Origin of the sequence: Marinicella pacifica, assembly GCF_014636635.1 — a bacterium.
In the GTDB taxonomy this organism is placed as follows: Bacteria; Pseudomonadota; Gammaproteobacteria; order Xanthomonadales; family Marinicellaceae; genus Marinicella; species Marinicella pacifica.
Window position 1 is genome coordinate 441,599 of the sequence record NZ_BMEO01000001.1, and the last position, 24,138, is coordinate 465,736.

Annotated in this window: 25 protein-coding genes; 6 read left to right on the forward strand and 19 right to left on the reverse strand. The window is 44.6% G+C overall.

Translation table 11 applies throughout. The annotated features are described in order from the left end of the window. Positions 1–20 precede the first annotated feature (20 nt). From IEV16_RS01945 to mutT, 3 genes are all read left to right on the forward strand, one after another. The gene (locus tag IEV16_RS01945) at positions 21–953 is read left to right on the forward strand and encodes a M23 family metallopeptidase (RefSeq protein WP_188363974.1); all 933 of its coding nucleotides are present in this window, start codon (positions 21–23) and stop codon (positions 951–953) included. A 118-nt stretch (positions 954–1,071) separates the two neighbouring features. Then, positions 1,072–3,807 (forward strand): preprotein translocase subunit SecA, encoded by a 2,736-nt coding sequence (secA, locus tag IEV16_RS01950; protein WP_188363975.1) that lies wholly within the window; start codon positions 1,072–1,074, stop codon positions 3,805–3,807. Next, the gene (gene mutT / locus IEV16_RS01955; RefSeq protein WP_188363976.1) at positions 3,786–4,226 is read left to right on the forward strand and encodes an 8-oxo-dGTP diphosphatase MutT; all 441 of its coding nucleotides are present in this window, start codon (positions 3,786–3,788) and stop codon (positions 4,224–4,226) included. The genes secA and mutT overlap by 22 nt, the downstream gene beginning before the upstream one ends. Here the strand turns inward: mutT and mazG are convergent. From mazG to djlA, 6 genes are all read right to left on the reverse strand, one after another. Beyond that, the gene (mazG, locus tag IEV16_RS01960; protein ID WP_188363977.1) at positions 4,214–4,996 is read right to left on the reverse strand and encodes a nucleoside triphosphate pyrophosphohydrolase; all 783 of its coding nucleotides are present in this window, start codon (positions 4,994–4,996) and stop codon (positions 4,214–4,216) included. The genes mutT and mazG overlap by 13 nt on opposite strands. Positions 4,997–5,008: 12 nt before the next feature. Beyond that, the gene (locus IEV16_RS01965; RefSeq protein WP_188363978.1) at positions 5,009–6,367 is read right to left on the reverse strand and encodes an ATP-binding protein; all 1,359 of its coding nucleotides are present in this window, start codon (positions 6,365–6,367) and stop codon (positions 5,009–5,011) included. A 3-nt stretch (positions 6,368–6,370) separates the two neighbouring features. Beyond that, complete coding sequence (locus IEV16_RS01970; protein WP_188363979.1) at positions 6,371–7,048, reverse strand: response regulator transcription factor; 678 nt, start codon at positions 7,046–7,048, stop codon at positions 6,371–6,373. A 9-nt stretch (positions 7,049–7,057) separates the two neighbouring features. Continuing rightward, on the reverse strand, positions 7,058–7,528 hold the full coding sequence (locus IEV16_RS01975; protein WP_188363980.1) for a hypothetical protein: 471 nt from the start codon (positions 7,526–7,528) through the stop codon (positions 7,058–7,060). Between the two features lie 11 nt (positions 7,529–7,539). After that, positions 7,540–8,223: a ribulose-phosphate 3-epimerase gene (gene rpe, locus IEV16_RS01980; RefSeq protein ID WP_188363981.1), complete on the reverse strand. Its 684-nt coding sequence runs from the start codon at positions 8,221–8,223 to the stop codon at positions 7,540–7,542. A gap of 71 nt (positions 8,224–8,294) precedes the next feature. After that, a complete protein-coding gene (gene djlA, locus IEV16_RS01985) occupies positions 8,295–9,083 on the reverse strand; it encodes a co-chaperone DjlA (RefSeq protein ID WP_188363982.1) in 789 nt (262 codons plus the stop codon). Positions 9,084–9,143: 60 nt separating this feature from the next. Between djlA and IEV16_RS01990 the strand changes: the two genes are divergently transcribed. Beyond that, positions 9,144–10,022 (forward strand): phosphoribosylaminoimidazolesuccinocarboxamide synthase, encoded by an 879-nt coding sequence (locus tag IEV16_RS01990; RefSeq protein WP_188363983.1) that lies wholly within the window; start codon positions 9,144–9,146, stop codon positions 10,020–10,022. Positions 10,023–10,105: 83 nt separating this feature from the next. Further along, positions 10,106–10,771, forward strand: a complete 666-nt coding sequence (locus tag IEV16_RS01995; RefSeq protein ID WP_188363984.1) for a hypothetical protein — start codon at positions 10,106–10,108, stop codon at positions 10,769–10,771. Positions 10,772–10,807: 36 nt separating this feature from the next. On the opposite strand, the gene IEV16_RS02000 is transcribed toward IEV16_RS01995, so the two are convergent. The 10 genes from IEV16_RS02000 to IEV16_RS02045 form a co-directional block, all read right to left on the reverse strand. Continuing rightward, complete coding sequence (locus IEV16_RS02000; protein WP_188363985.1) at positions 10,808–11,206, reverse strand: hypothetical protein; 399 nt, start codon at positions 11,204–11,206, stop codon at positions 10,808–10,810. Between the two features lie 23 nt (positions 11,207–11,229). Then, positions 11,230–11,601: a helix-turn-helix domain-containing protein gene (locus IEV16_RS02005; RefSeq protein ID WP_425562593.1), complete on the reverse strand. Its 372-nt coding sequence runs from the start codon at positions 11,599–11,601 to the stop codon at positions 11,230–11,232. After that, entirely contained in the window at positions 11,598–11,900 is a 303-nt protein-coding gene (locus IEV16_RS02010) for a type II toxin-antitoxin system HigB family toxin (protein ID WP_188363986.1), read from the reverse strand. Before IEV16_RS02010 ends, IEV16_RS02005 begins: the two co-directional genes overlap by 4 nt. Positions 11,901–12,052: 152 nt before the next feature. After that, positions 12,053–13,393 carry a hypothetical protein gene (locus IEV16_RS02015; RefSeq protein ID WP_188363987.1) on the reverse strand — a complete coding sequence of 447 codons (1,341 nt, stop codon included), beginning with the start codon at positions 13,391–13,393 and terminating at the stop codon, positions 12,053–12,055. Next, positions 13,393–14,814, reverse strand: coding sequence for a rhomboid family intramembrane serine protease (locus IEV16_RS02020; protein WP_188363988.1), 1,422 nt, complete (start codon positions 14,812–14,814; stop codon positions 13,393–13,395). The genes IEV16_RS02015 and IEV16_RS02020 overlap by 1 nt, the downstream gene beginning before the upstream one ends. Positions 14,815–15,147: 333 nt before the next feature. Continuing rightward, positions 15,148–15,594, reverse strand: a complete 447-nt coding sequence (locus IEV16_RS02025; RefSeq protein ID WP_188363989.1) for an NnrU family protein — start codon at positions 15,592–15,594, stop codon at positions 15,148–15,150. 109 nt (positions 15,595–15,703) lie between these two features. After that, positions 15,704–16,045 carry a hypothetical protein gene (locus IEV16_RS02030; protein ID WP_229728207.1) on the reverse strand — a complete coding sequence of 114 codons (342 nt, stop codon included), beginning with the start codon at positions 16,043–16,045 and terminating at the stop codon, positions 15,704–15,706. A gap of 127 nt (positions 16,046–16,172) precedes the next feature. Beyond that, a complete protein-coding gene (locus IEV16_RS02035) occupies positions 16,173–16,676 on the reverse strand; it encodes a hypothetical protein (protein WP_188363990.1) in 504 nt (167 codons plus the stop codon). A gap of 103 nt (positions 16,677–16,779) precedes the next feature. Further along, complete coding sequence (locus IEV16_RS02040; RefSeq protein ID WP_188364015.1) at positions 16,780–17,151, reverse strand: DUF924 family protein; 372 nt, start codon at positions 17,149–17,151, stop codon at positions 16,780–16,782. A gap of 239 nt (positions 17,152–17,390) precedes the next feature. Then, complete coding sequence (locus IEV16_RS02045; RefSeq protein ID WP_188363991.1) at positions 17,391–17,582, reverse strand: DUF924 family protein; 192 nt, start codon at positions 17,580–17,582, stop codon at positions 17,391–17,393. A 181-nt stretch (positions 17,583–17,763) separates the two neighbouring features. Between IEV16_RS02045 and IEV16_RS02050 the strand changes: the two genes are divergently transcribed. Continuing rightward, positions 17,764–19,221: a phospholipase D family protein gene (locus IEV16_RS02050; RefSeq protein ID WP_188363992.1), complete on the forward strand. Its 1,458-nt coding sequence runs from the start codon at positions 17,764–17,766 to the stop codon at positions 19,219–19,221. A 60-nt stretch (positions 19,222–19,281) separates the two neighbouring features. On the opposite strand, the gene IEV16_RS02055 is transcribed toward IEV16_RS02050, so the two are convergent. From IEV16_RS02055 to IEV16_RS02065, 3 genes are all read right to left on the reverse strand, one after another. Next, positions 19,282–19,947, reverse strand: coding sequence for a hypothetical protein (locus IEV16_RS02055; RefSeq protein ID WP_188363993.1), 666 nt, complete (start codon positions 19,945–19,947; stop codon positions 19,282–19,284). Between the two features lie 262 nt (positions 19,948–20,209). Then, on the reverse strand, positions 20,210–21,007 hold the full coding sequence (locus tag IEV16_RS02060; protein WP_188363994.1) for a DODA-type extradiol aromatic ring-opening family dioxygenase: 798 nt from the start codon (positions 21,005–21,007) through the stop codon (positions 20,210–20,212). 254 nt (positions 21,008–21,261) lie between these two features. Next, the gene (locus tag IEV16_RS02065) at positions 21,262–23,823 is read right to left on the reverse strand and encodes an N-6 DNA methylase (protein WP_188363995.1); all 2,562 of its coding nucleotides are present in this window, start codon (positions 23,821–23,823) and stop codon (positions 21,262–21,264) included. Between the last annotated feature and the right edge of the window lie 315 nt (positions 23,824–24,138).

The following is a 24,138-nucleotide window of genomic DNA, read 5'->3' on the forward strand; positions in this document are numbered from 1 at the left end:
CACAACGGGTAAGTTTTACCATGCAAAATTTAACCATATTAAAACAAGATCACAGCGGCATTAAGAAATATGCCTTATCCGACCGCTCTCTGAGACTAAAAATCTACGCATTAACGGCTCTTGGCATCAGCCTGGTTTTCTCTTTGGGATTGCTGGCAGCCCCATTGGTATTGGATTTATCCGCCACCAATGACAAACAAACCATCCAGCAACTGCAAGCACGTGTTGAAGCCGGCCAGGCCGAACTGAATGCCTTGAAAACAGGGGTTCAAAACGACATCGATGCCATGACTTTGCAAATTGGACAGCTGATGGCTCAATCCACCCGCCTGAATGCTTTGGGCAGTCGATTAACCGCTGCCAGTGATATTAATCTCGATGATTTTGACCTCAATGCGATGCCCGGTTTAGGGGGTGCCGAGCTTGAACTCACCGGTGAAATCAACACACCACAAACTGTTTACAGCAATTTATTCTCACTGGAACAGAGTTTTGAGCAACAACAGGAACAGTTTGACGTACTTTCTCGATTGCTTAATGAACAATCAATTGAACAAAACGTCACGCCCCACATGATGCCGCTGGAGTCCGGTTGGATTTCTTCCTATTACGGCAAACGCATTGACCCCTTTACCGGTAAACAGGCCAGCCATTCGGGTATGGATTATTCCGGTGCGTACCAATCCAAAATCCGTGCCGCCGCCGATGGTGTGGTGGTCTGGGCCGGACCCCGTGGGTCCTATGGACGGATGGTCGAAATTGATCACGGAAACGGTTTCATGACCCGCTATGCCCACGCTGAAAAAGTAGAAGTTGAGCTGGGACAACGGGTGACGGCCGGCGATCACATCGCCACCATGGGTAAAACCGGTCGTGCCACTTCAGAACACTTACATTTTGAAGTCTTGAAAAATGGTCATAAAGTAAACCCCTTGCCGTTTATTCATTCCTGATCCGTCGTTCACTTATCGGCAAGCATTATTTTATTGAATCGCCTGCGATTGGTCTTGAATATCAGGCCAATCGAAACCACATAAATGGCTTACAGCAGCACAACAAGCAAATAAAACTATGGCATTAAACTCACTCTTTACCAAAGTATTCGGTAGTCGCAATGACCGCTATATTCGCCAACTCGACAAGGAAGCTGATCACATCGAATCCCTGGAACCGGATATGCAGACATTATCGGCGGAACAATTTAAACAAAAAACCGCTGAATTTAAACAACGCATAGCCGATGGCGAATCACTGGATGATATTTTGCCACAAGCCTTTGCGCTGGTTCGCGAAGCCGCAGTGAGAACCTTGGAAATGCGCCATTACCATGTGCAGTTAATCGGTGGTATTGTGTTGCACCGCGGTAAAATCAGTGAAATGCGCACCGGTGAAGGTAAAACACTGATGTGCACCCTGGCGGCCTACCTCAACGCCTTGGCCGGTCAGGGGGTGCATGTGGTAACCGTCAACGATTATCTGGCACAACGTGATGCCGACTGGATGCGGCCGCTGTATGAGTATCTGGGTATGACTGTGGGTGTGGTGATACCGTCATTAAGCCACGAACAAAAGCGCGCCGCCTATCAGGCCGACATTACCTATGCCACCAATAATGAGCTTGGTTTTGATTACTTGCGTGATAATATGGCTTTCAGCCTCGATGCCAAAGTGCAAAGAGAACCCTTTTATGCCATTATTGATGAGGTGGATTCGATTTTAATTGATGAAGCCCGAACGCCCTTGATAATTTCCGGACAGGTGGATGAGTCACCGGATGTGTATAACCGCATTAATAAACTGGTACCACAACTTGAGCGCTCCACCAAAGAACCCGACCCCAAAGAAGTCACCAAAGCGATGTTGGCCAAACAGGCCCTGCCGGAACCTGATGGCGACTTCACCGTGGATGAAAAATCCAAACAGGTTTTCCTGACTGAGCAAGGCATGGAAAATGCTGAAAACCTGCTCAAAAAGCATGGCTTGATGAAAGAAAATGATTCACTGTATGATTCACAGCACATTAACCTGATGCACCATGTGTCAGCTGCTTTAAAAGCCCACCATTTGTTTGAAAAAGATGTGGACTACATCGTCAAACAAGGAGAAATTGTGATTGTGGATGAATTCACCGGCCGAACCATGGAAGGCCGCCGCTGGTCTGATGGTTTACACCAGGCGGTGGAAGCCAAGGAAAATGTGCCGATTCAAAAGGAAAATCAAACCCTGGCATCCATTACTTTCCAGAACTACTTCCGGCTGTATCCCAAATTATCCGGCATGACCGGTACCGCCGATACCGAAGCCTATGAATTTCAAAGTATTTACAATCTGGAAGTGATTGTTATCCCTACACACAAACCGATGATTCGTGATGATCAGGGCGATTTGGTGTATTTTAACCAAAAAGCAAAATTTGATGCCATCATCGAAGACATCAAAGACTGCCATGAACGTGGACAACCGGTGCTGGTGGGTACCGCATCCATTGAGGTGTCTGAGCACATCTCCCGTGAATTAAATAAACATAAGATTAAACACAATGTGCTCAACGCCAAACAGCATGAACGCGAAGCGTATATTGTGGCTGAAGCCGGCCTGCCCGGCGCGGTGACCATTGCCACCAACATGGCCGGCCGTGGTACCGATATCGTGCTTGGCGGTAATTTATCCATGGAACTGGAATCGCATAAGAATTTATCAGAAGAACAAGCCAAAAAAATCAAAGAAGACTGGAAAAAGCGTCATCAGCAGGTTTTGGACAATGGCGGATTGCGTATCATCGGCACCGAACGCCATGAATCACGGCGGATTGACAACCAGTTGCGAGGCCGCGCCGGACGTCAGGGTGATCCCGGATCTTCACGCTTTTATATTTCCTTAGAAGATAATCTGATGCGGGTCTTTGGTCAGTCGCGTATGATGGATAACATGAAGCGTTTTGGCATGAAAGAAGACGAGTATATTGAGCATAAATGGATTACCCGCATCATCGAAAATGCCCAGCGCAAAGTGGAATCTCATAACTTTGATATCCGAAAAAACCTGTTGGAATTTGATGATGTCGCCAACGATCAGCGACTGGTGATTTATCAGCAACGTGCTGATTTGCTGGAGTCTGATGACATCGGTGACTACATAGCGGACATCCGTGAAGAAGTGTTTCACAACATCATCCGTCAATACGTGCCTTTAGAAAGTGTGGAAGAGCAATGGCAAATTGCCTCTCTTGAACGGGTTCTGGCCACCGAATTCGGTATTGAAATCAATATTGTGCGTATTTTAGAGCGCGATGAAGACCTCAACGATGATGGTTTGACCGATAAAATCCTCAGTCACATAGAGCGCTTCTTTAAAGAAAAAGAAGCCCTCACAGGCAACGATGTCATGCGGCAGTTTGAAAAAGCCGCCTATCTGAACACGCTCGACCAGCAATGGAAAGAGCACCTGGCGCAGATGGACCATTTACGTCATGGGGTTAACTTGCGCAGCCATGCCCAAAAACAACCCCTGCAAGAGTATAAACGTGAATCTTTTGAAATGTTCAAAGATTTACTCGACCGCATTAAATACGAAACCATCCGCATCATTGCCCGAGTCAAAGTCCGTCAGGATGAAGACGTGGAAGCCATGGAACACCGTGAAAATAAAAATGTCACCTATCAACACCAAAGTGCCGGTGAAACTTCACGACAATCCGATGAAAAAGTCGAAACCTTTGTCAGGGACGGTGAAAAAGTCGGGCGAAACGACCCATGCCCTTGTGGCTCGGGTAAAAAATACAAAAAATGCCACGGCAAGCTCAATTAAAAATTGTTGATGTAGCGGTTTTGGTGCTGATTAACCACCAAAACCGCGTCCTTCTTACCCAGCGACGGTCTGACGTTCATCTCCCTGAATACTGGGAATTTCCGGGTGGTAAAGTTGAACCAGGTGAAACAGCTGAACAGGCTTTGTGCCGTGAAATCCGGGAAGAACTGGCTTATCTCCCCGCACAAATCAAACCCTGGCAAACCATAGATTATAATTACCCTGAATGCGCCGTGCGGTTACATATTTTCAAAGAACACGTTAAGCACCCTGAAGTGACGGCTAATGAGAAACAGAATATGCAATGGTGCTCAATCGAAGATTTAAACCGCCAACAACTTCCGCCGGCCAATCAGGGCATTGTGGAAGCCTTGATACAACAACAAAAAACCTATCCCGGCAATAATCAGCCATCCTGACCCAACTGCTGCTTTGCTCGCAACCACAGACCGTCGAGATAGTCTAAATCATATTTATCCTGGTTGGGGCTTTCCTGTTTGGCCAGTTGTTCAACAATCCGAAAACGGGCATCAAAGCGTTGATTGGCCCTGCGCAGAGCCAGATTCGGGTCAACATTCACATGTCGCGCCAGACTGGTACACACCATCAGCAAATCCCCCACCTCACCTTCAATGTTTTTCTTGTCACCGGTTTTGATGGCTTCCTGAAGCTCTTTTTTCTCTTCATCCAATTTATCAAAAACCGGCGCAATATTCGGCCAGTCAAAACCGATTGTGGCCGCGGCTTTGTGCATTTTCATGGCTTTGAGCAATTCCGGGAATGATTGCGCTATGCCGTCAAACACACTGTCTTTATGTCGGTTTTTTTGTTGTTCCCATACTTCGGTCTGCGCATCGGCATCACGAGGATTTGGATGTGAGTTATTAAATACATGCGGGTGTCGGCTGATCATTTTTTGACACACGCCCTGCACCACATCCGCCAATGTGAACATATCCTGCTCTTCGGCCATTCGGGCATGAAACACCACCTGAAATAACAGATCACCCAGCTCTTCTTGTAAACCTGACCAATCTTTTTCAGCAATGGCATCCGCCACCTCATAAGCCTCTTCCACCGTGTAAGGCGCAATACTATCAAAATCCTGGGCCAAATCCCAGGGACAGCCCGTCTGGGGATCGCGTAAGCGCGCCATCACCTCCAATAAATCATCAATTTCTTTGTGCATAGTCTCTGTTATTTAGGGTGGTAGAATAATTTTAAATTGAGCACCTTTTAGCTCAGGGTCACGATCAATGCTTAACTCACCTTGGTACGACTCTACGATATCGGTAACGATGGACAAGCCAATACCATGGCCGGTCACCTTCTCATCACCGCGTACTCCACGTTGTAATAATGTTTCTCGTTTTTGTTCGGCTATGCCCGGACCGTCATCGGCAATGGTGATTATTAAACCGGTACGCTGTCTTCCGGTTTTGATCAGGGTTTTAATGGTCACATGAATATGCATATCACACCATTTAAAAGCGTTTTCCAATAAATTACCCAGCAACTCCATCAAATCACCCTGCTCCCCAAAAAACTCGGCACCCGGCGCCACCGCCGTTTTTACGCGGACGTTTCTGCGGTGATGCACTTTTTGCAAAGAGCCGATGATTTTATCCACCACATCAATCACCGGTACTCCCCGAACAAACGTCCGGTGACCGGCCACCGCTGCGCGTTTGAGTTGATAAGCGACAATCTCATCCATGTGTGTGATTTGTTGTTGAATCACCTCTTTATCAATGGGTTGATTGTCCAGGGCAGAGTGGACAATGGCCAGAGGTGTTTTTAAAGAATGCGCCAGATCACCCAGGGTGCGTCGCTGGCGTGCCAGAGAACTGCGCTCATTTTCAATCAAACGGTTTAAACTGGTCGTTAAGCCGCGTAATTCCAACGGATAATCTTCAGAAAAAATGGCACCTGCACCCTGCTCCAAACGGTACAAGTCAGTCATCAGCCGCTTCAAGGGCCTTGTGGCCCAATACATAATCACCCATTGCACCACCAAAAGAGCACCACTGATGATAATAATCCAGGTCAGTAAACTGTCGCGAAAAGCGGCCAGCTCTTGATAAAAATCACCGGCATGTTCTGACACCGCAATGGTGGCATGAATCACTTCATCATCGGTTTCAATGGCCACACCCTGACTGAGATAAAAATAAGGCACATCATCCAATTCTTCACGGGCATTAAAAACCCGCTGATTAATGTCTAACGGTTCAATATCCGGAATATCCTGACCCAGTACGGACGGTGTTTGCCATAAAAAATCCCGTATCAGAATTTGTCCGTAAATTCCTGAAGCGGGCTGCTCCATACGCGGTGTCGGGTAATTATCGGGCATTACCAGCTGGTTTTCATCGTATTCAATATAGGCAATGAGGGCGTACAGATAACCTTCCAGCCGCTCTTCCACCAACTGCAAAGTTTTTTCTTTGAAGGCTTGCTGCATTAAAACGCCCATCAAACTTAAAGCCAGAATTAAGGCCAAACTGGAAGTGAGCAGTACCCGGGTTTTTAACGCGGTGCGTTGTCCAAACCCTAACATGAATCAGTCCCGACGTCGCAACCGGTATCCGCGCCCGCGCAGGGTTTCGATGTAACTGGTGTCGGGATCAATTTCAGCCAATTTTTTGCGTAACCGACCCACAAAGACCTCAATCACATTGCTGTCACGGTCATAATCCTGATGATAAATGTGTTCAGTCAGGGTGGTTTTAGATACCACTTCATCCTGATGTAACATCAAGTATTCGATAACCTTGTATTCGTAGGAGGTCAGCGAAAGCAGTTCGCCTTTTGATTTTACATCCTGATGGCTGGTATTCATAACCAGGTCACCACAGGTTATTTCGGGCGTGGCATTGCCGCTTGAACGCCGCACCAGCGCATTAACCCGCGCCAAAAGCTCAGGAAAATGAAACGGTTTGACCAAATAATCATCGGCACCGGCATCCAGTCCCATAACTTTATCCTGCCAGGAACCTCGTGCGGTGAGTACGATAATCGGAAAATCGATGCCTTCTTCACGCAATGTCCGAATCACTTCCATCCCTGAAATTCGCGGCAAACCCAAATCGATCACTGCCACATCAGCCGGGTATTCACGGCCTTTAAACAAACCGTCTTCGCCGTTATCGGCTTCATCCACCACATAACCCACTTCATCAAATCGTTTGACTAAAATGGAACGTAAACTATCATCATCTTCTATCAATAATACACGCATAATTTAAATTTAATCCGGATCACGGTCGTCAGATGGCCGGGGCCGAGCCTGGCGACGGGGTTGAGGGGCTGGTCGCTGAACGGGGCGTTGCGTCGGGCGGCTGTTTCCGGTGGCCGCACTTGATTGAGCAGGGCGTTGAAAACGCCGAAATTCGGGTTGCCGCGAATTGGGGTGTGGACGCCGATAAAGTGTCGCTTTGTTGTCCTGCCCGTAAGTATCCGGACGGTTTTGATTGTAAAATGACCTCGGATGCGGTGTCTGAGGTGATTGTTTTTGTGTGGTGGCCGGTTTGCGGATAGTTTTAACACTGCCTTGCGGGGTCACCACACGAACCTCGTGCACACCCTGCCGTGTTTTGGCCGACAACACCTGTCCGTGCTGACGCGCTTCTTTGACCACTTCATTTAAACTGTTGGCACAAACAAGCGGTCCTGACAGCATCAGGCCAACAAAAAGTGCAATGAGATGATGTGGCTTCATGGTCATCTATTTTAAGTTAACTGACTGAATTGATGCTGAATTTGGCAACGCATTTCTGTGATGGTTTTAGCATAATCACCACTGTTGAAAATAGCGGAACCGGCCACAAAAGCATCCGCCCCTGCCGCCGCAATGGTTCCGATGTTATCCACTTTAACACCACCATCCACCTCTAATCGAATTTCTTTACCGCTGGCATCAATCTTATCGCGCACTAATTTTAATTTATTCAGTGTCTCGGGAATAAAAGACTGCCCGCCGAATCCGGGATTTACACCCATAAGCAACACCAAATCCAGTTTATCCAGCACATGATCGAGCCACTGAATCGGGGTCGCCGGATTCAGTACCAGTCCGGCACGACAGCCGCCTTCTCGAATCATTTGCAGGGAGCGATCCACATGCTCGCTGGCTTCAGGATGAAATGAAATAATATTGGCACCGGCTTCAATAAAATCGCCAATGATACGATCCACCGGCTTCACCATCAAATGCACGTCAATCGGCGCGCTGATACCATATTTTCTCAGCGCCTTTAACACCATCGGGCCAATGGTCAAATTCGGCACATAATGATTGTCCATCACATCAAAATGTACCCAATCGGCACCGGCATTTAACACGGCTTCGGTTTCTGCCCCTAAACGGGCAAAATCGGCCGACAAAATAGATGGTGCAATGATGGGTTGTTTCATGAAAAACCGATGATTGATTAAAGTAATTAGTTTGGCATCAGCCGATTAAAAAGTCAAACCATATGAACGTCTTACCAACCCCGTAAATCTTTGATTTCTTCCCAGGCCAGCTGGATATTTTTGGCTTTTTCCTCAGCCACTTTCATCATTTCAGGCGGCAAACCCTTGGACACCAGTTTATCGGGGTGGTGTTGACTCATCAATTTTTTATAGGCGCGACGGACAGTTTGTTTATCGGCAGTTTTAGCAACGCCTAAAACCCGGTATGGATCATTGAGAGACGCAGGTCTGGTCTGGTCTTGTCGGTGATTTTGATTATCGTGCTGTTGATAATAGCTTGAACTGCGCATCTTAAACATCGCATGCAACATAGCCAGCGGATACCCGATAAGCTGGCAAATCTGCTCAATTAAATGCTGTTCAGCGTTGTCAATGTCACCATCCACTGTGGCCATATCAATCAGCATTTCCAGGAAAAACTGCTTTAAGGACAATGACGTGCGGGATTTTTGCCGGAAATCAGTTAAGTCCCGTTCAATTTTATAATGTGCTTGTTTACCCAGATTAAAATAATTAATCGCTTGTTGTCGCAGCTCCGGCGTTAGTTTCATCTTGTTCATGATGATTTCTGCCCGATCAATTTCCTGCCGTGACACCACACCGTCTAATTTCGCCAGCTTACCCATGCTGACAAACAAGGCTTTAAAGAAGCTGTGTTGTATGGCGGAGCGGTTTTGTTTGGTAAAACGACGGTCACCGCTGATAAATTGTGTGACTTGATGCCCCAGCCAGGCCCCCAGGAGCATACCGATAAAGCCACCCAGTCTGTAGCCAATCAGGCCACCGATTAAAATTCCCATATTTATTTCGTTTGCGTGTGTATATTTAGATGGTTAAAATAGCCTTTTTGGCCAAATTCCATGGACATTTCTCTGCCCAAAATTCATCAAGGTAAAGTCCGTGATGTTTATCAAATCGATGACAAGCATTTACTTATGGTTGCCAGCGACCGACTCAGTGCTTTTGATGTGGTGTTACCGGACACCATTCCGGCAAAGGGCGCCATTTTGACTCAATTGTCTAATTTCTGGTTCCAAATGTTGGCGCCTATTATAAAGAATCACCTCACCCATATACCAGTGAAAAAAGTCATAGCCGATGCTGATAAAGATTTACAACAACGGGCAGTGGTGGTGAAAAAACTTAAACCCCTGCCCTGCGAAGCCATCGTTCGTGGTTATATTATCGGTTCAGGCTGGAAAGATTATCAGGAAACCGGCCAAGTTTGTGGCATTGAACTACCCACCGGCTTACAACAAGCCGAACAATTGCCAGAGGCCATATTTACACCTTCGTCCAAAGCAGCCGTCGGCGGTCATGATGAAAACATCTCTTTTGCTCAATTGGTTGATTTAATTGGCCAGAAACGTGCCGAACAGGTTCGCGACGTTTCTTTAACACTTTATCGACAGGCGCAACAACATGCCGATAAAAACGGACTGATTATTGCTGATACAAAATTTGAATTTGGCTTGGATGAAGACGGCGAATTACACTTAATGGATGAAGTCTTTACCCCCGACTCATCACGCTTTTGGGACAAAGCCCATTACCAAATCGGCACCAGCCCTGATAGTTTTGACAAGCAGTTTGTGCGGGATTATTTAGAAACTGTGCTGTGGGACAAAACCCCGCCGGGCCCTGATTTACCCACCGGTGTGATTAACAAAACTGCCGACAAATACCGCGAAGCTTACCGACGAATCACCGGCATTGATTTTGACCGCGTGAATGGATGACACAGGCAATGTAACAGCCATTGGTTTTACAGTCTTTTAACCCGCCATGGCTATAATGACGTTTGTTTAAAAATTAACGTGACTTGTCCCATCCATCCGGCCACAACTGGCATCAACCCCACCCCATTCGACATTGGCTGCCGCATCTCTGGTTGCCGTTGATGGTCTTTGCGGGTCTTTTTCTGTGGCTGGAACCTCTAACAATAAACAGAACATCACAAAACACCCTGAATATTACCCTAACACAACCGCACACTCAGCCAACAGCACCGCCAAAGTTAACAGCGAAACCCAAGCCCGCAGCTGAAACCGAAATCAAAGCCAAAACCGAAACCGTCACAAGCCCCCGACTAAAACAGTCAGAACCGGTCAAACAGCAACCGAAACAAGAACCCAAGCCGACGTCGGAACCCATCGATAACGAAAACCAATCCAATGTCACCATCAGTACCGGACAAATACTTAGCCGGGCAAAGTCCTTAACCGACGTCCAAATCACCGATGAATTTAAAGCAGCTCATCAAGTAAATTTCCAACAGCCCACGATTAAAGCCCACGATCCCTACGACGACATCCCCTACCTACCCATCCACGAGCTCGCTGTTGATATGAATTTCTACTCAGCCGGCTACCGCGGCGACATTGAACGCTTTTTCGACAAAGTCATCCTCACCAAAACCTTCACCACAAAATACGGCACCAAGATTAATTGCGCGCTGGCGGTGATTGTTGTTTGTGGGTGGAAATAATTTTAGTCGCTTCTGTAACTTGACGCTAATCGACCATCAAATCTCCTGCGAAGATTTCAAAAAATGATCACGCTGAATATCACTCAATACACGATAAGGTATTGGCATAGCGCCACTTTCTAGCTCAATAAGATAGCCCAAGTTATAGCTATGAATAATTTTCACTTTGGACCAAGAGACAGATCCTGTTGCGCTTTTAGATTGCCTCGTTACGCTTTCAGAATTAATCGTGAAATCACACTGTCCCACACGAGCCGATTTATACAAAAACATGACTGTAGCAAATGATTGAAGAAAGAATAAACTCAACTTACGTTTAAAGCCTCTCAACTCTCGCAGCGCATCCGCTGTATCAAAAGCATGTTCCTTCACAATGCCTAAGTATTCACCAAGACCATAGCGAACAGAGAATTTTATTTCTGACGATGGGGCCATTTTAATACTTATAATTTTTTTCTTTAACTGTTTGCATGCGGATCCCCGATAAGACTTTCTAATGGGATATTGTAATTATGGTGAAGTTGACGAATCATTTTAAGTGATAAATCCCGTTTGCGGTTCAGAATTTCAGAAACCCGGCCTCGTGAGCCGATTGAAGATTCCAAATCTTTGCGGCTTAAACTCAACTGCTCCATTCGAAATTTAATGGCTTCGACTGGGTCGGGCGGATTGATTGCATGATGTTTATCCTCATATGCCTCTACCAGGGTGAGTAAAACATCCAATTTATCACCACGCGGCGTATCGACTTCAGCGCCCCACAGTTGGTTGATTTCACTCAGGGCCTCCTTATAATCGGCTTCAGTTTTTATGGGTCGAATTTTCATCATACTTTATCTACATTAATTTGATCATATTGTTCATGTGTGCCAATAAACTTAACGAACATGACTTGCCGCGGATAATCTATAGCAACAACCAGTCGGTATTTATTGCCGCCAATGTTGAAAACAACACGACTGTTTTTCAATATACTGGCATGTCTAAATTGAGCCTTCAGTTCTTGCGGCGATTGCCATTCGGCTTTCAGCGCTTCTGCATGCCACGCTTCAATGGCAGGCTTTGCATCAAGGTATTTCGGAGAGGACTCCCAAAATTCTCGTAACGTCCGTTTTGAAATAACACGCATTTTCTGAGTTTACACTGTTCCCGATATGGGAGCAAGTAACAAATCATTTAATGCTAACGGTTGGCGCTGAGTTTGCGGAACCCAACGGTTTGCCGCACACCATGTTGGGCTTCGCAAGGCTCAGCGCCAACCTACCACAGTTCTTGACTACCTTATTGAGCATTGTCTAACTTACCAATCAACTTCCGACAAGCCGTGGCATGATTTTCATATTTCGGGTATTCATCAAGCGCTTGTGCCAGTAAGGTTAATGCCGGGATCAGGTCTTTAAAATCCGGGTGTTTTTTATGGATGCGGTGGAGTAATTTAATGGCGATTCGGGCGTCATTTTGGTGAAAGCTTGCTTTTGATATGATGAATTTAAGATCAGGATCGCTCAGTTCAAAATCGGGAATTTTAGCCATTAAACGTTTATAACTGCGACTAATCAAGTCACGGCGGTTGTTGTTTTCAAGCAGTCGAAAATACTTGGGTAAAAATTCAGCCATGACTTCTGAGTTTTTGGTGGCCAGCAGAAAATCAAAAAACCGGTTGTGCAGTGAAAGTTTATCGGAATTTAAACTGATTTGTTCCTGAAATAGTTTTGTCGCATCTTTAAATTCAGCCTGTTTAATCAGAGTCGATATTTTTGCCATGGTGATGGCGTGGCCACCGCGCCGTGTGTTCGAGCCATCTTGCAGGCGGGCGCTGTAACCGAGTTCAGTCTGAAACTGAAACACCATATAGCCCATCAGATGATGCAGAACAATGGCATAGTAAAAGGTGACAGCAAATAAAAAGATGGCATCGAGGCTGGATGGAATGATGATCACCAGTTGATACAGCACGGCCACTGAACCCATCATGATGAAAATAAAAGCCAAAATTAAGCCATAGGGCAGACCGATTGAATGTATCAAATCAAAGATATTGCGTGGATTCAACGACTCAATCATACTTTCAGAAATGGCGTAATGAATAATAATGGCCGGAAAAGACAAGGTCACCAACAAAGCCACAATGCCGCCGATGGCGGAGCCCAAGAAGGTATTCGCTAAATTAACCACCAGCCCGGTGACAAACAGCATGGCAATCAAGACCAGCATTTTCCTGAAACCACCTTCATAGGCTTCGGTGATATCCGGCGGCGTTAAATAGCCCTCAGCGGTAAAACTTAAGCAGCTTAAACAATATTTAAAAACCGATCCGAACAAGGCCAGATAAATTAACAGGGCAAATGGTATGTAAAAGGCCACCGAGCACAACACCGATAAAATCAAAATAAACCACAGTGATTGGGTCGACAGCGGATAACGAAAGCTTTGTTGTAAGCGTCGCCAAAAGGGCTCAATATTACCCGGCCCCAAAGTGTCAAGTGTGCGGTTACATCGAAAACAACGGGGCTCCGGATTAAACCGCGAATCATCGACACATTCATCGCAACAATTGATGTCACATTCCACACAGAAATAGGTGGCCGGTTCTAAGGGGTGGAATTGGCAGCTTTGTTCCATCAGCTAAGCTCCTGTGCCAGATTCTGGTACTTCTGTGTTTCCGTGTGATTCTCAAGACGCTTATATGCCGTGGCAAGCTTCTGGGCCAGCAGATGTAATGAAGGGTGCTTGTCTTCTTCATGGTACAAATCCTCAAACAGCTTAACTGCCTGTTCAACATACTCCGCAGAAGTGATAAAGTGCCAGGCCAGCTTATAACGGGTATCCCGGTCAAAGTGTCTGTTTTCTTTGGGTAGATCCTGCCAAATGGCACCGATTTTCTGTAATTGTGTTTTGTTCGGTCGTACGGTTTTCATCCATTGACTAAAATAAAGCCGCCCCTCATCGGGGTTCAATGTCTGTAATAATTTTAGTTTTAACACTTTTAAATAAAAATCACCCTCAAAGTTGGCCAGGTGTTTGTTAAGCTGTTTGAGCGCCATTTCAAACTGAAATTTATCCAGTGATTGATAGATTTTATCCAGACTCAATTGTTCCGGTGTGGCAACTTGATCCTGTTCGATGTAATCCTCATTTAAGACCTCCGGTTTGCGCCAAAGCACAAAAGCAATTAAAGCCGCACCGGTAACAAAGCCACCCACATGGGCCATAAAACCGATATTCGATTCCGGATTCATCCACAGTGAAAACAATTCATTACCAATATAAAAGGGTAATATCAGCAAGGCCGGGGCACGAAAATAGCCCACAAATACAAAAAACCAATAGAAAAACTCAATTTTCTTTAAGCGGAAAATGCCTAAATACATGGCCATCACACCGGACAAGGCACCCGATGCACCGACCAAGGGCATGGAGCTGCTTAAATCCATCAAAGACTGCGCCAGGCCGGCACCGACACCCGACAACAAATAAAAAACCAGAAAATTCCGGTGTCCTAAACTCGCTTCAACCGCAAAGCCACAGATAATTAAAAAGAACATATTGCCCAGCAAATGCATCACACCACCATGTAAAAACTGGTGGGTAATCAGGGTCGTTACGCTCATATCATTGGGTACCAGCCCGTATTTCTTAAAACTGACTTCATAGATGAGCTCATGAATGTATTCACGCTGATAGCGCCAATAGGTGTAATAATCAGCCGTAAAATATTCAGTACCATGGCTGAGTATATGATCGTAAAATGTTTCATCCTGCAAAATAAAAGCCGCCGCATAGCCGGGGTTCGGATGTTCGACCATCTTGTTAAAATACGCGGTTTTTTCCTGATTCGCTTCCTGCTTTAAAAAATCCCGGTAATGCGGTAATTCTTTTTCATAGATGCCGTCGCTGACATAAATACGCAGCGCTTCTTCAAAATGATCTGAATCACCACTTTGGTAAGCATAAAAAACCAGCACATTCAAAATCACAATAAAAAACAAAACGACGGGGGCGTTCTGCCAATCAAAACGCTTTTCAGTGGGGACAATAATCATGCCGGATTTAAGAAGGCGTGCTGTGAAAGCGTTTTATTTTAGCTGAGGGCAATAAATCATACAATTATTGGATTCGGCTTGGTTTTCGTAATAAATTTTTAAAATAGCTATTTTTGATAAGCGTTTAATTAGTTAGATACTACCATCTGTTTTCAGGAGCGATAATGGCAAAGATATACAACACCCTTGACAACCGATACTGACTAACAAGCCGATTGCCGGTTATTTTTGTTCCTTCTGAGACCGGCTATTTTAAAACCATTTCGCATATTTTGACCCATCAAAAACAAATTAATCGATACGTACATCCTGAATGATTGGATTGTATTTAACTTAAACAAACGCCCTGACGCCAAACAGCACCTCATGCAACCAAAAGGCCATGACCAGATACAGGCCTAAACCAGCTACAATCACAATAACATCAGCCATTGTGCCGTTCACCAGTAAATGCGCCACCGCCAGCAATTGCGGATGCTTAATCACATTCTTGATTCGCCCGGGGAAATAAGGCGCCAGAAAGAGTATAAAAATGGGCAGCATTAAAGTGGCGGCTACATGCCGTAACCAGAGCGGTGTTACATACAAATATGTCGGCGTTTGCCGAAGTTCAGCATAGCCTTTTACGATCAGGATAATGCCTGCCAATGAAACAACACTGTAAAACAATTTCCAGCCAAGCTCACTTTTCGCAGCGAACTTATTACGCAAAGACAAGGCCACAATGGATATTGAATGAATCCCCAAAAACAACACCAAACCAAGAATGAGTTTCCACATAACAATATGTCTCCAAAATATATTAAGAAATAATCTTAACTGATTTACTCACTCTTGTCTTCATACCACCTGATAACAAGCTTGCGTTTACCCCATTGACGCGCGGCTTCTAAGTCTTTTCCCATAAAGATATCAATTCTTTTTTCCACCGTTTGTTCATTTTATCGCGAACAATGTAAGTACCCTCAAATCCTTCAATTTTAACTTCTGTTTTATGACTTAATCCTAATTTAATGAGATCCCTTGATACTGCAATGGACTTCATCCCCGGTTTAAGTTGATCGCCCCAGGCAGTTAAGCCTTTATGCCCCTTTTTAGTTTCAGCTTCTCGCAAAGTGTAAGCAGTTGCGGTGACCTCCATGCTTTTTCCGATACCTGAGTCGCAAGCACTCAGCGTAACACCTATGATTGTGATGGGTATAATAAACAGACAATAACTAATAATTTTCATACTAAACCGTCTGTTTTATTATGGTTGATAAAGAGCTGTCCTTTGATCAAAATACCTCAAAATTATTAGTTTTGGATGTTCCGCACATTAGCTTGAAACATGATTAGCTAAAGAGCAATAATCTTTTTTAATTATTTTTAATTCCACAACTTTCATTCTTTTTCTCGTCAAGAATGTCATCCACAGGCTCAATAACTATTGGTTCTTTATAAATGATATATCTGCGATACTTTTCGAGGACTGGATCTTTCCGAAATTTATTATCGCTAATAACATACCTCGTCCCATTACAAATATTGACTTGCCCTGTGTAATCGGTATGTACCAAGATGTGACGACCAATAATAAAAGGCAGTCCACAATCTCCACCCCCGTAACCGCCTTCAATAACATGCGGAATTTCAGCTCTATTTCCTTTGAGGACTTCGATAATTTCAAACTCAGCTTTTACACCCATTGATTTTGAGTCATGTTCCGAATTAGCTATTTCATGGGCAGCAGTAATTCTCGCCACAAAAACTAATTCTGCATCATCGACCAACTCCATTTCTGTTGTATTTACACAGCTACAAGCCAAAAGCTCGTTTGACAAAAACATGACAATGAAGACAATGAATAGATATCTAAGCATTTATTAACACCTGAAAAAATTATTAAATTTATTGTAAGACATTGATTATGCGCATTCAATTAATGTGTGACTATCAGCAAACAGTCATAAAATGATAAAACGGTTAAAAACTGGAACCCGGCAATTTCAGGAATTCAATTTCTTCTTGTGTCGAAACACGTCCCAATATCTTATTTCGATGAGGATAGCGGCCGAATCGATCTATAATCACCTTGTGCTTTAATTCAGCTTCATAACGAGCCGGTGCATATTGTTTGAACAATGCTTCCGCCTGGGCATGAATCACCCGGGACTCACTGTGCATAAAAGGCATCAAAAAGAAATTGCGCTCCATTTCATTCAGTTCGGATAGAGCCTCGGCAGTGATGGCTTCTTGCGTCAACACCAGCGCCATACCATCTTGAGCAAAAGCCAGGGGCGTGTCGCGATAAATATTCCGTGAAAACTGATATAGTGTAGTGTTTTGAACTAATATGCCCTATGAGAGACCGCCACAAGTCTCATAACAAGGCATCGTTTGCAGATAATGGCCATAGTCCTTATCAAGAACGATAACGCCGTAATGAGGCTTGTGGCAGTCTCCCGAAGGGTGAACCCTAAAACAGCCATCTACGGCGTTATGTTTCCATGTAATATGAATAACTATTACGAAGAAAACAAGCCTTGTAGCTGACTATTTTATGATTCACTCATAGGGCATATTAGTTCAATACACTACACTAGGATAATAATTTCAGCCAGACGACCTTTAACTGTATCACGCCAGGTAAACAACTCACTTGCAGCGGCTTGCTGCAAGACAGGTAAAAAGCGTTCCTTCAGTAAATCATCAAAAGCCGAATCAAAACGCCGCCACTGATCTGCATCGATGTCCTCAAACCAAAATTTTAATATTTCTTCTAACACGATTGATTCATAAATATTATTAACAGCCCCCTGCTGAATAGCATAATCGAATGACTTAAATTTTTATTTTAGCACAGGCCACAACTGATAATTTTCATGGCACCACCTAAAACCATCTGTGTCATCCATTTTCTTCCTTTTCTCTTAATCATGATTTTGAAATTTCAGTTACAATAATTGGATGAAAAAATTTAAGTCCATTATTCGCTGGCTACTGCTGGTTTTTTTCCTGCTCTGGATTAGCCTGGGTATCTATCACAGCTATAAACCGCTGCCACCGGGCATCAGCGTGGCAACGCCGGCCTTACCGGTTCAGAATGTGCGTTTTCTGGCCGACTACACCTGGGTTGATGCGAACGATGTGCGACATACCGATCAGCGTATTTTTAACCGGATTTTCGAATTGATTAACAAGGCCGAGCGACTGATTGTCTTGGATATGTTTTTATACAATGACTTTGCCGGGGATTCAGAGGCAACCAAGATGGACGCTAATTTACGGCCACTGTCTGCCGAGCTGACAGCGGCCCTGATTGAACGTAAAGCCCAAGTCACCAATCTGCGTATCGTCCTAATAACCGATCCAATTAATCAATTATACGGCGGCCTGGAATCAGAACGATTTAACGCCTTGCGCGAAACCGGTGTTGAAGTGGTCATCACCGATTTAGATCGCTTGCGGGATTCCAACCCGCTCTGGTCGGGATTCTGGCGCCTGTGCTGCCGGTGGCTGGGTAATTCGAGTAACGGCGGTTGGTTACCGAACCCGGTGGGACCCGGCAAAGTCACTTTGCGCACCTGGCTGAAACTGGTCAACTTCAAAGCCAACCATCGTAAGACATTGGTGGCGGACTCAGATCAAGGCCTTGTTGGCTTAGTCACGTCCGGCAATCCACACGACGCCAGCAGCGTCCATGGCAATATCGCCCTTGAGTTTATGGGGCCAAGCGTTCGCGATTTACTGGCCACTGAACAGGCGGTCTTAAATTTTTCCGATACCGATATAAAACCCCTGTCAATAAGCCCTAAAATCAATTTACCTTCATTCGCATCGCCAACCCTACAAGTCCTGACCGAAGCTAAAATCCGTGATCGGGTTATTCAAACTTTAAATAAAAGTAACTCGGGTGACCGCATTGATCTGGCCATGTTTTACCTGTCCCATCGTGGCATCATTAAAGCACTTATCGACGCCCATTCACGTGGCGTAAACCTGCGCCTATTGCTCGATCCAAATGAAGATGCTTTTGGCAACAAGAAAAACGGCATCCCGAACCGACAGGTCGCCTTGGCGTTAACCAAGATCGGGATTCCGATCCGCTGGTGCGATACCCACGGCGAACAATGCCACAGCAAATTAATGCTAACCCGCCCGATAAATGGTCCCGCAGAATTGCTATTAGGCTCCGCCAACTTCACCCGCCGAAATCTCGACGATTTAAACCTCGAAACCAATGTCGTCCTGGTCGGCGCCCCGGACACCCCAGCCATCAAAGATGCCACAGCCTTCTTTAATCTCCGCTGGCATAACGCCCCCAATCAAAACTTCAGCCGCTCCTATGAATACTACGCCGATGACAGCCGCTGGCGCTACTGGCGTTATCGGTTAATGGAATTCACCGGTTTATCGACGTTTTAGAGATTTGTTCTGGACCGAGTATAAGACGTAGGCTGGTCTGTGCCCACATTCTAACTAACATTAAAGAAAATTATCATCCGCGTTGTCAGGGCACTGATCAATAGACTCTATTTTTTGCGTGCCCTCTGAATCGGGCAGTGGTTTAAGCCAGCAGTCATCAAATATAGAGCAGTAGCAATAACTCAATCCAAGTTCTCCCTGGTATATCGTATCTTGCAAACGCTGCACCAGCTTACGCTCACTGGTTTGAAATATAACCAGGGATTCTTCCGGTGCCAGAACCCGATCATTGACATCACTTTTCCCGTAAGTCACGCCCAATTCAGCGTTATCATCTAATTGCCGGACAAAAGAATCCCAATCACGCATAAACTCGCCTTTGTAATGTAATAAGACCCCTTGCATTTTGGCCGGTCCGACACCGACATTATTCAGCGATATTTTTATATAAGCCGATTCACTGGTGTTCGTATCATTAATGACGGTCTGCACATAAGGCCAAACAGAGGCTGCTGTTTGTTTTCGAACAGCATGTGACTCAGTTAATGCAGCGTAAAGTGCAATCGCTCCGGTGAAAACAGCCGCAACAGAAAGTATTGTCTGAATAGAGGCCAGCTTTAAAAATCTATTTTCAATTTCTATAATCGATTCTTTAATATCAATTGATTCTCTCACATCGATTGATTGAGCATGTTCGTCCTGGTTTTTATTTTCAATGTCGTTCATAAGACCGAAGCCCCACAGATTAAAATGCTGGTTTACATTTTAATATTTTATCCGACTTCATGTTTACAATTTTAATTGGTATCTATTTTATGGTCTGAACTTAACGCTGGAGTTACGGAGCGCTTGCGCGACGGGACAACCTGAAGGCATTCAGCGGGGCTCGTTACAGGAGGCGCGAAAGCGTCTCCTGTAACGTTAAAGCTGTGAGCGTCCGAGGCCACGTATTTTGTGGCCGATTTTGAGCGCCTTGTTAGCATTCTGCTTACCATAGGTACATACTTGACTTCTTATTGAGAATCTTCAGCTCGAACGATTCTGCACATGCGCCGCCTGCTAAGCCGTAGCAGACATGCAAAGGCAATAGGTGCTCTTCTCGAGGGTGGCAAAACCGAGCACCCGGCGCTTTTACCCATTCACACAGTCTTTGTTTTCTTTCTTCTTCAGAGATATTTGTGTTTGAACAAGTATCCAATAACCAAGACTCAAATGCTTCATTCAAATCTTTTGACTCCGTAGTTTCTGGAGCAAAAAAGGCCTTCATATTGTGAAAAGAAAATCCTGACCCTATCAAAAGTAATTCTTCATAGTCTAAGCCCTGTAGCGCCTGACCAATACTAATATGCTCGGCAGGACTTAAGTTATTAAGAAGCGACAACTGAATACAAGGAATATCAGCATCTGGGTACATTATTTTTAGCGGTATGAACAAACCGTGATCAAAGCCCCTTTGTTTATCGAGATTGCAAGCAATGCCAACACGCTCTAGCTTTTCGTGGATTTTATTTGCAAGCAGTGCCTCGCCCTTGCAGGGATAGGTAATACTGTAAGATTCTTCTGGAAATCCATAATAATCATATATAAGCGATGGGCTCTCGCCAGCAGTAATTGTTGGCAATTTCTCTTCCCAATGTGCACTCACAACCACAATGGCCGATGGTTTACGTAATAAAGATGTTATGCTTTTTAAGCAATCAACCATTTCTGTATGCCCAGCATCGCCCAAAAGAGGCATTGGCCCGCCGCCATGCGACAAGAACAATATTTGAGGTTTAGAGCTCATAATGACTTCCTTATTTGGTAAATGCTAACGAGTCACGCTGAACAGCAGCATGGCTTGGGTTAAAATTTTAATTTTAGCACAGGTCATGTCTGCTGGTTCAGGTTGTTACGGAGCGCTTGCGCGACGGGACAACCTGAAGGCATTCAGCGGGGCTCGTTACCGGAGGCGCGCAAGCGTCTCCGGTAACGCCGCGCTCACCGGCAATTTGGAGCGCAGCGTAAAATTGTCCGTGTGCAGCGCCTTGTTATGCCAGACTATTCCAGCATATCAAGAAGAGACTTTAACGACTCAGTATTGTCCTTAATTGAGGCTTCTAATTCGTCGATAGACTTGATAACCTGCATTCCAATCTTGCTAATTATTTTTTTCGACTTAGGAACTGGAACCGGTATTTCACCAATGACATCTGGCTCTAAATGTTCTTGGTTTGTACCGTAAGCGCTTTTAAGCATTAGGCTCTGACCAATTTCGCTTTTCAAAAACTGATATACATATCCCCTAAGCGCTAGATCATCTATGACAACTCGTATTAGGTTGTTCGTTGCCACATGACCATCATGCTGATTTAACGCATATGTAACCCTACCTAAAGTTCCTGAGTCGGAAATAAGGATGTAACCCTTATAGATAGTTAACTTTTCTAAATGAGCTTTTGTTTGCTTGTTCGCAACAGCTTCATCTAGATACTTAACATTATCCGAATTCAGCTGAGTTAAAGCCGTGCCTGTAAAGTACTTTCGTATAGTCGGACCTTCTGTTACCCCCACTTCAGCATAAGGCCTTTTAAAACGAGGACCATTGAAAACCAATCCTAAGTCCGCTAATCGATGGATTTCGAAATCATCTCTATCTCCAAGCTTAAGCACTTTCTCAAAAGCAGCATTATGTTTTGGTAGATACTGAATTGGGTTGAAGGAGTAGCTATCAGTCTTTATTGCACTCACATCAACAGAAAATCTAAATGCACTTTCATCCAAGATGCCAGACTGGAAGGCTTTGAAATCATCGGCTATCAAAGATAGATCCTGATCAATTAGAAAGCCACCATTGACAACAACTGGCCTTCCCTCAGAATCCCTCTTGAAAATTGGTTCTCCTCTACTTGTTTGGCCAACTTTATTTGAGATTGCCATATAAACTTTATAGTTTTTAGTTTGTTTCTTTTCATTTTTCTTAAGAAATATGACGGACGCTTTTGACCCACAAAATGGTTCAAAAGTATCTTCGTGAAGATTGACTACAGCAAGGAGCTGTGACTTTTCTAGAACCCACTTTCTTATACTTAGAGCCTCTCTATTATCAAGCTGGCCCTTTGCCATAACGATACCTAGAACCCCGCCTGGCTTTAGCCAGCGAACACATTTCTCCAAGAACAATATTTCTGGCGCCAACCCCTGCTTCGAATTTAGTTTGTCATCAAATTCAATTTTTCCATCTTCATTCGTTGACCAAGCATAGCCATTGTCATACTGAGCTAGAATTGTTGGCTCTTTTATTCTTAGGTCGTGACCTGCACCAAATGGAGGGTTGGTAAGAATCATTGTGGGCTTCTCTAGCCCAGCCTTTTCCTGAAAGCTAGCTGATAGCTTGGTAACAGCATCTAGGCTATTTGCTTGCTCAATGCCGCCATGTCCATCCTTTCCGATAAGCATATTGGCTTTAGCAATCTTCACTAGCTTTGGAGATATGTCTAAACCAAAGAGCTGATGTACTACATTTCGTTTTAATATCTCTTTTGCCGAATCAGATCTTTTTGAACTATCAATTTTTTTGAAGACATAATTCATAGAGGTAATTAAGAACCCTGCAGAGCCACAGGATGGATCTAGAAGCACTGTTTTGTCATCAGGGTCAAGCATTTTTACCATCATATCCACGACAAGACGATTCGTAAAAAACTGACCTCGCTCACCTTTTAGATGAGAAGCAACGTAGACTTCGTACGCTGTTCCAATAACGTCATGCTCTGCATCCAGAAATGAATACTGTTGCAGATACGATATTACGGTCGCTAATTGATTATCTGACGCAGTGATCTTTTCATGCTCTGAAAATACGTCTGGATATTGGTCTTTTACGATGGAAAAGAGAGTTCTAACACGCGCACAAGCGGCCTGCTTTAATTTCTCATCTTCAAATTCTTCAGGAGTGATATAGAATTTACATTCTTCGTCAGCGCTAGATTCATCCTCTCGTTTAGCCAGGATTATTCGAACCATGTCCAACGCTACATCTTCAGAGTCAATTCCTGTCCTATAAATTGCATTGTGGCAGCGTTTAAAGGCCAACTTAAGGTCAACAGGTGCAATTAATTCAGATTTTGTAAAACGACCTATGCTGTCCCACGTTCGACCATAACGTGGAATTCCAATCCACTTTAAAACATTATTCGTTGAGCTATCTTTCTTGAAGTAGACAATTTTTTCGCCGTTTGTCCAAAAGCCACCATCTGCCGAAGTGGAAGAAATATATCCAAGAAGCTGACCATCAGGCTCCTTTTCATTCGGGGCTTTAACCTCGATGATTAGCCTTATTTGCCCCTGGTCATTTTCTATACAGGCTCTTTTATTTTCATAAATGATAATATCCGCTCGTTTTTTCTCTCGCCCCATATTTATTGTTCTCTCGTGAGCAATTAGCTCTTTGGGGTATCCCATTTCCTCGTGGAGAATGTGGGTGGTTTTCTGACGAACTCTCTCCTCCGGCTTATTCTCACGAGTCTTTTCTGGCTCCAAATAATCGACTATTAGGCCTTTTTCATTTAATGGGACTTGGAATTCTTGGGCTTCAAGCCACTTATCTATTTCTGCTGACATTTCCGACCTTACTGATTATCGATAAAAACGTATTGTACTTTTAATGAGGGCATTAGGCGACAGATGACTGCGCTGGCTAATTAGGGGCATAACGAGTCACGCTGAACAGCAGCATGGCTTGAGTTAAAATCTTGATTTTAGCACAGGTCATGTCTGCTGGTTCAGGTTGTTACGGAGCGCTTGCGCGACGGGACAACCTGAAGGCATTCAGCGGGGCTCGTTACAGGAGGCGCGAAAGCGTCTCCTGTAACGCCTGGCACAGCTGCCGACAAAATTGGCGCTTGTTTTGCCGGCTTTTTGGCAAAACAAGTGACA

What these genes read in the sequence shown, in the direction of transcription:
- IEV16_RS01945 (WP_188363974.1), top strand. Translation starts at nt 21, where the DNA reads ATGCAAAATTTAACCATATTAAAACAAGATCACAGCGGCATTAAGAAA.
- secA (WP_188363975.1), top strand. Translation starts at nt 1,072, where the DNA reads ATGGCATTAAACTCACTCTTTACCAAAGTATTCGGTAGTCGCAATGAC.
- mutT (WP_188363976.1), top strand. Translation starts at nt 3,786, where the DNA reads ATGCCACGGCAAGCTCAATTAAAAATTGTTGATGTAGCGGTTTTGGTG.
- mazG (WP_188363977.1), bottom strand. Translation starts at nt 4,996, where the DNA reads ATGCACAAAGAAATTGATGATTTATTGGAGGTGATGGCGCGCTTACGC.
- IEV16_RS01965 (WP_188363978.1), bottom strand. Translation starts at nt 6,367, where the DNA reads ATGTTAGGGTTTGGACAACGCACCGCGTTAAAAACCCGGGTACTGCTC.
- IEV16_RS01970 (WP_188363979.1), bottom strand. Translation starts at nt 7,048, where the DNA reads ATGCGTGTATTATTGATAGAAGATGATGATAGTTTACGTTCCATTTTA.
- IEV16_RS01975 (WP_188363980.1), bottom strand. Translation starts at nt 7,528, where the DNA reads ATGAAGCCACATCATCTCATTGCACTTTTTGTTGGCCTGATGCTGTCA.
- rpe (WP_188363981.1), bottom strand. Translation starts at nt 8,223, where the DNA reads ATGAAACAACCCATCATTGCACCATCTATTTTGTCGGCCGATTTTGCC.
- djlA (WP_188363982.1), bottom strand. Translation starts at nt 9,083, where the DNA reads ATGGGAATTTTAATCGGTGGCCTGATTGGCTACAGACTGGGTGGCTTT.
- IEV16_RS01990 (WP_188363983.1), top strand. Translation starts at nt 9,144, where the DNA reads ATGGACATTTCTCTGCCCAAAATTCATCAAGGTAAAGTCCGTGATGTT.
- IEV16_RS02000 (WP_188363985.1), bottom strand. Translation starts at nt 11,206, where the DNA reads ATGGCCCCATCGTCAGAAATAAAATTCTCTGTTCGCTATGGTCTTGGT.
- IEV16_RS02005 (WP_425562593.1), bottom strand. Translation starts at nt 11,601, where the DNA reads ATGATGAAAATTCGACCCATAAAAACTGAAGCCGATTATAAGGAGGCC.
- IEV16_RS02010 (WP_188363986.1), bottom strand. Translation starts at nt 11,900, where the DNA reads ATGCGTGTTATTTCAAAACGGACGTTACGAGAATTTTGGGAGTCCTCT.
- IEV16_RS02015 (WP_188363987.1), bottom strand. Translation starts at nt 13,393, where the DNA reads ATGGAACAAAGCTGCCAATTCCACCCCTTAGAACCGGCCACCTATTTC.
- IEV16_RS02020 (WP_188363988.1), bottom strand. Translation starts at nt 14,814, where the DNA reads ATGATTATTGTCCCCACTGAAAAGCGTTTTGATTGGCAGAACGCCCCC.
- IEV16_RS02025 (WP_188363989.1), bottom strand. Translation starts at nt 15,594, where the DNA reads ATGTGGAAACTCATTCTTGGTTTGGTGTTGTTTTTGGGGATTCATTCA.
- IEV16_RS02030 (WP_229728207.1), bottom strand. Translation starts at nt 16,045, where the DNA reads ATGAAAATTATTAGTTATTGTCTGTTTATTATACCCATCACAATCATA.
- IEV16_RS02035 (WP_188363990.1), bottom strand. Translation starts at nt 16,676, where the DNA reads ATGCTTAGATATCTATTCATTGTCTTCATTGTCATGTTTTTGTCAAAC.
- IEV16_RS02050 (WP_188363992.1), top strand. Translation starts at nt 17,764, where the DNA reads ATGAAAAAATTTAAGTCCATTATTCGCTGGCTACTGCTGGTTTTTTTC.
- IEV16_RS02055 (WP_188363993.1), bottom strand. Translation starts at nt 19,947, where the DNA reads ATGAACGACATTGAAAATAAAAACCAGGACGAACATGCTCAATCAATC.
- IEV16_RS02060 (WP_188363994.1), bottom strand. Translation starts at nt 21,007, where the DNA reads ATGAGCTCTAAACCTCAAATATTGTTCTTGTCGCATGGCGGCGGGCCA.
- IEV16_RS02065 (WP_188363995.1), bottom strand. Translation starts at nt 23,823, where the DNA reads ATGTCAGCAGAAATAGATAAGTGGCTTGAAGCCCAAGAATTCCAAGTC.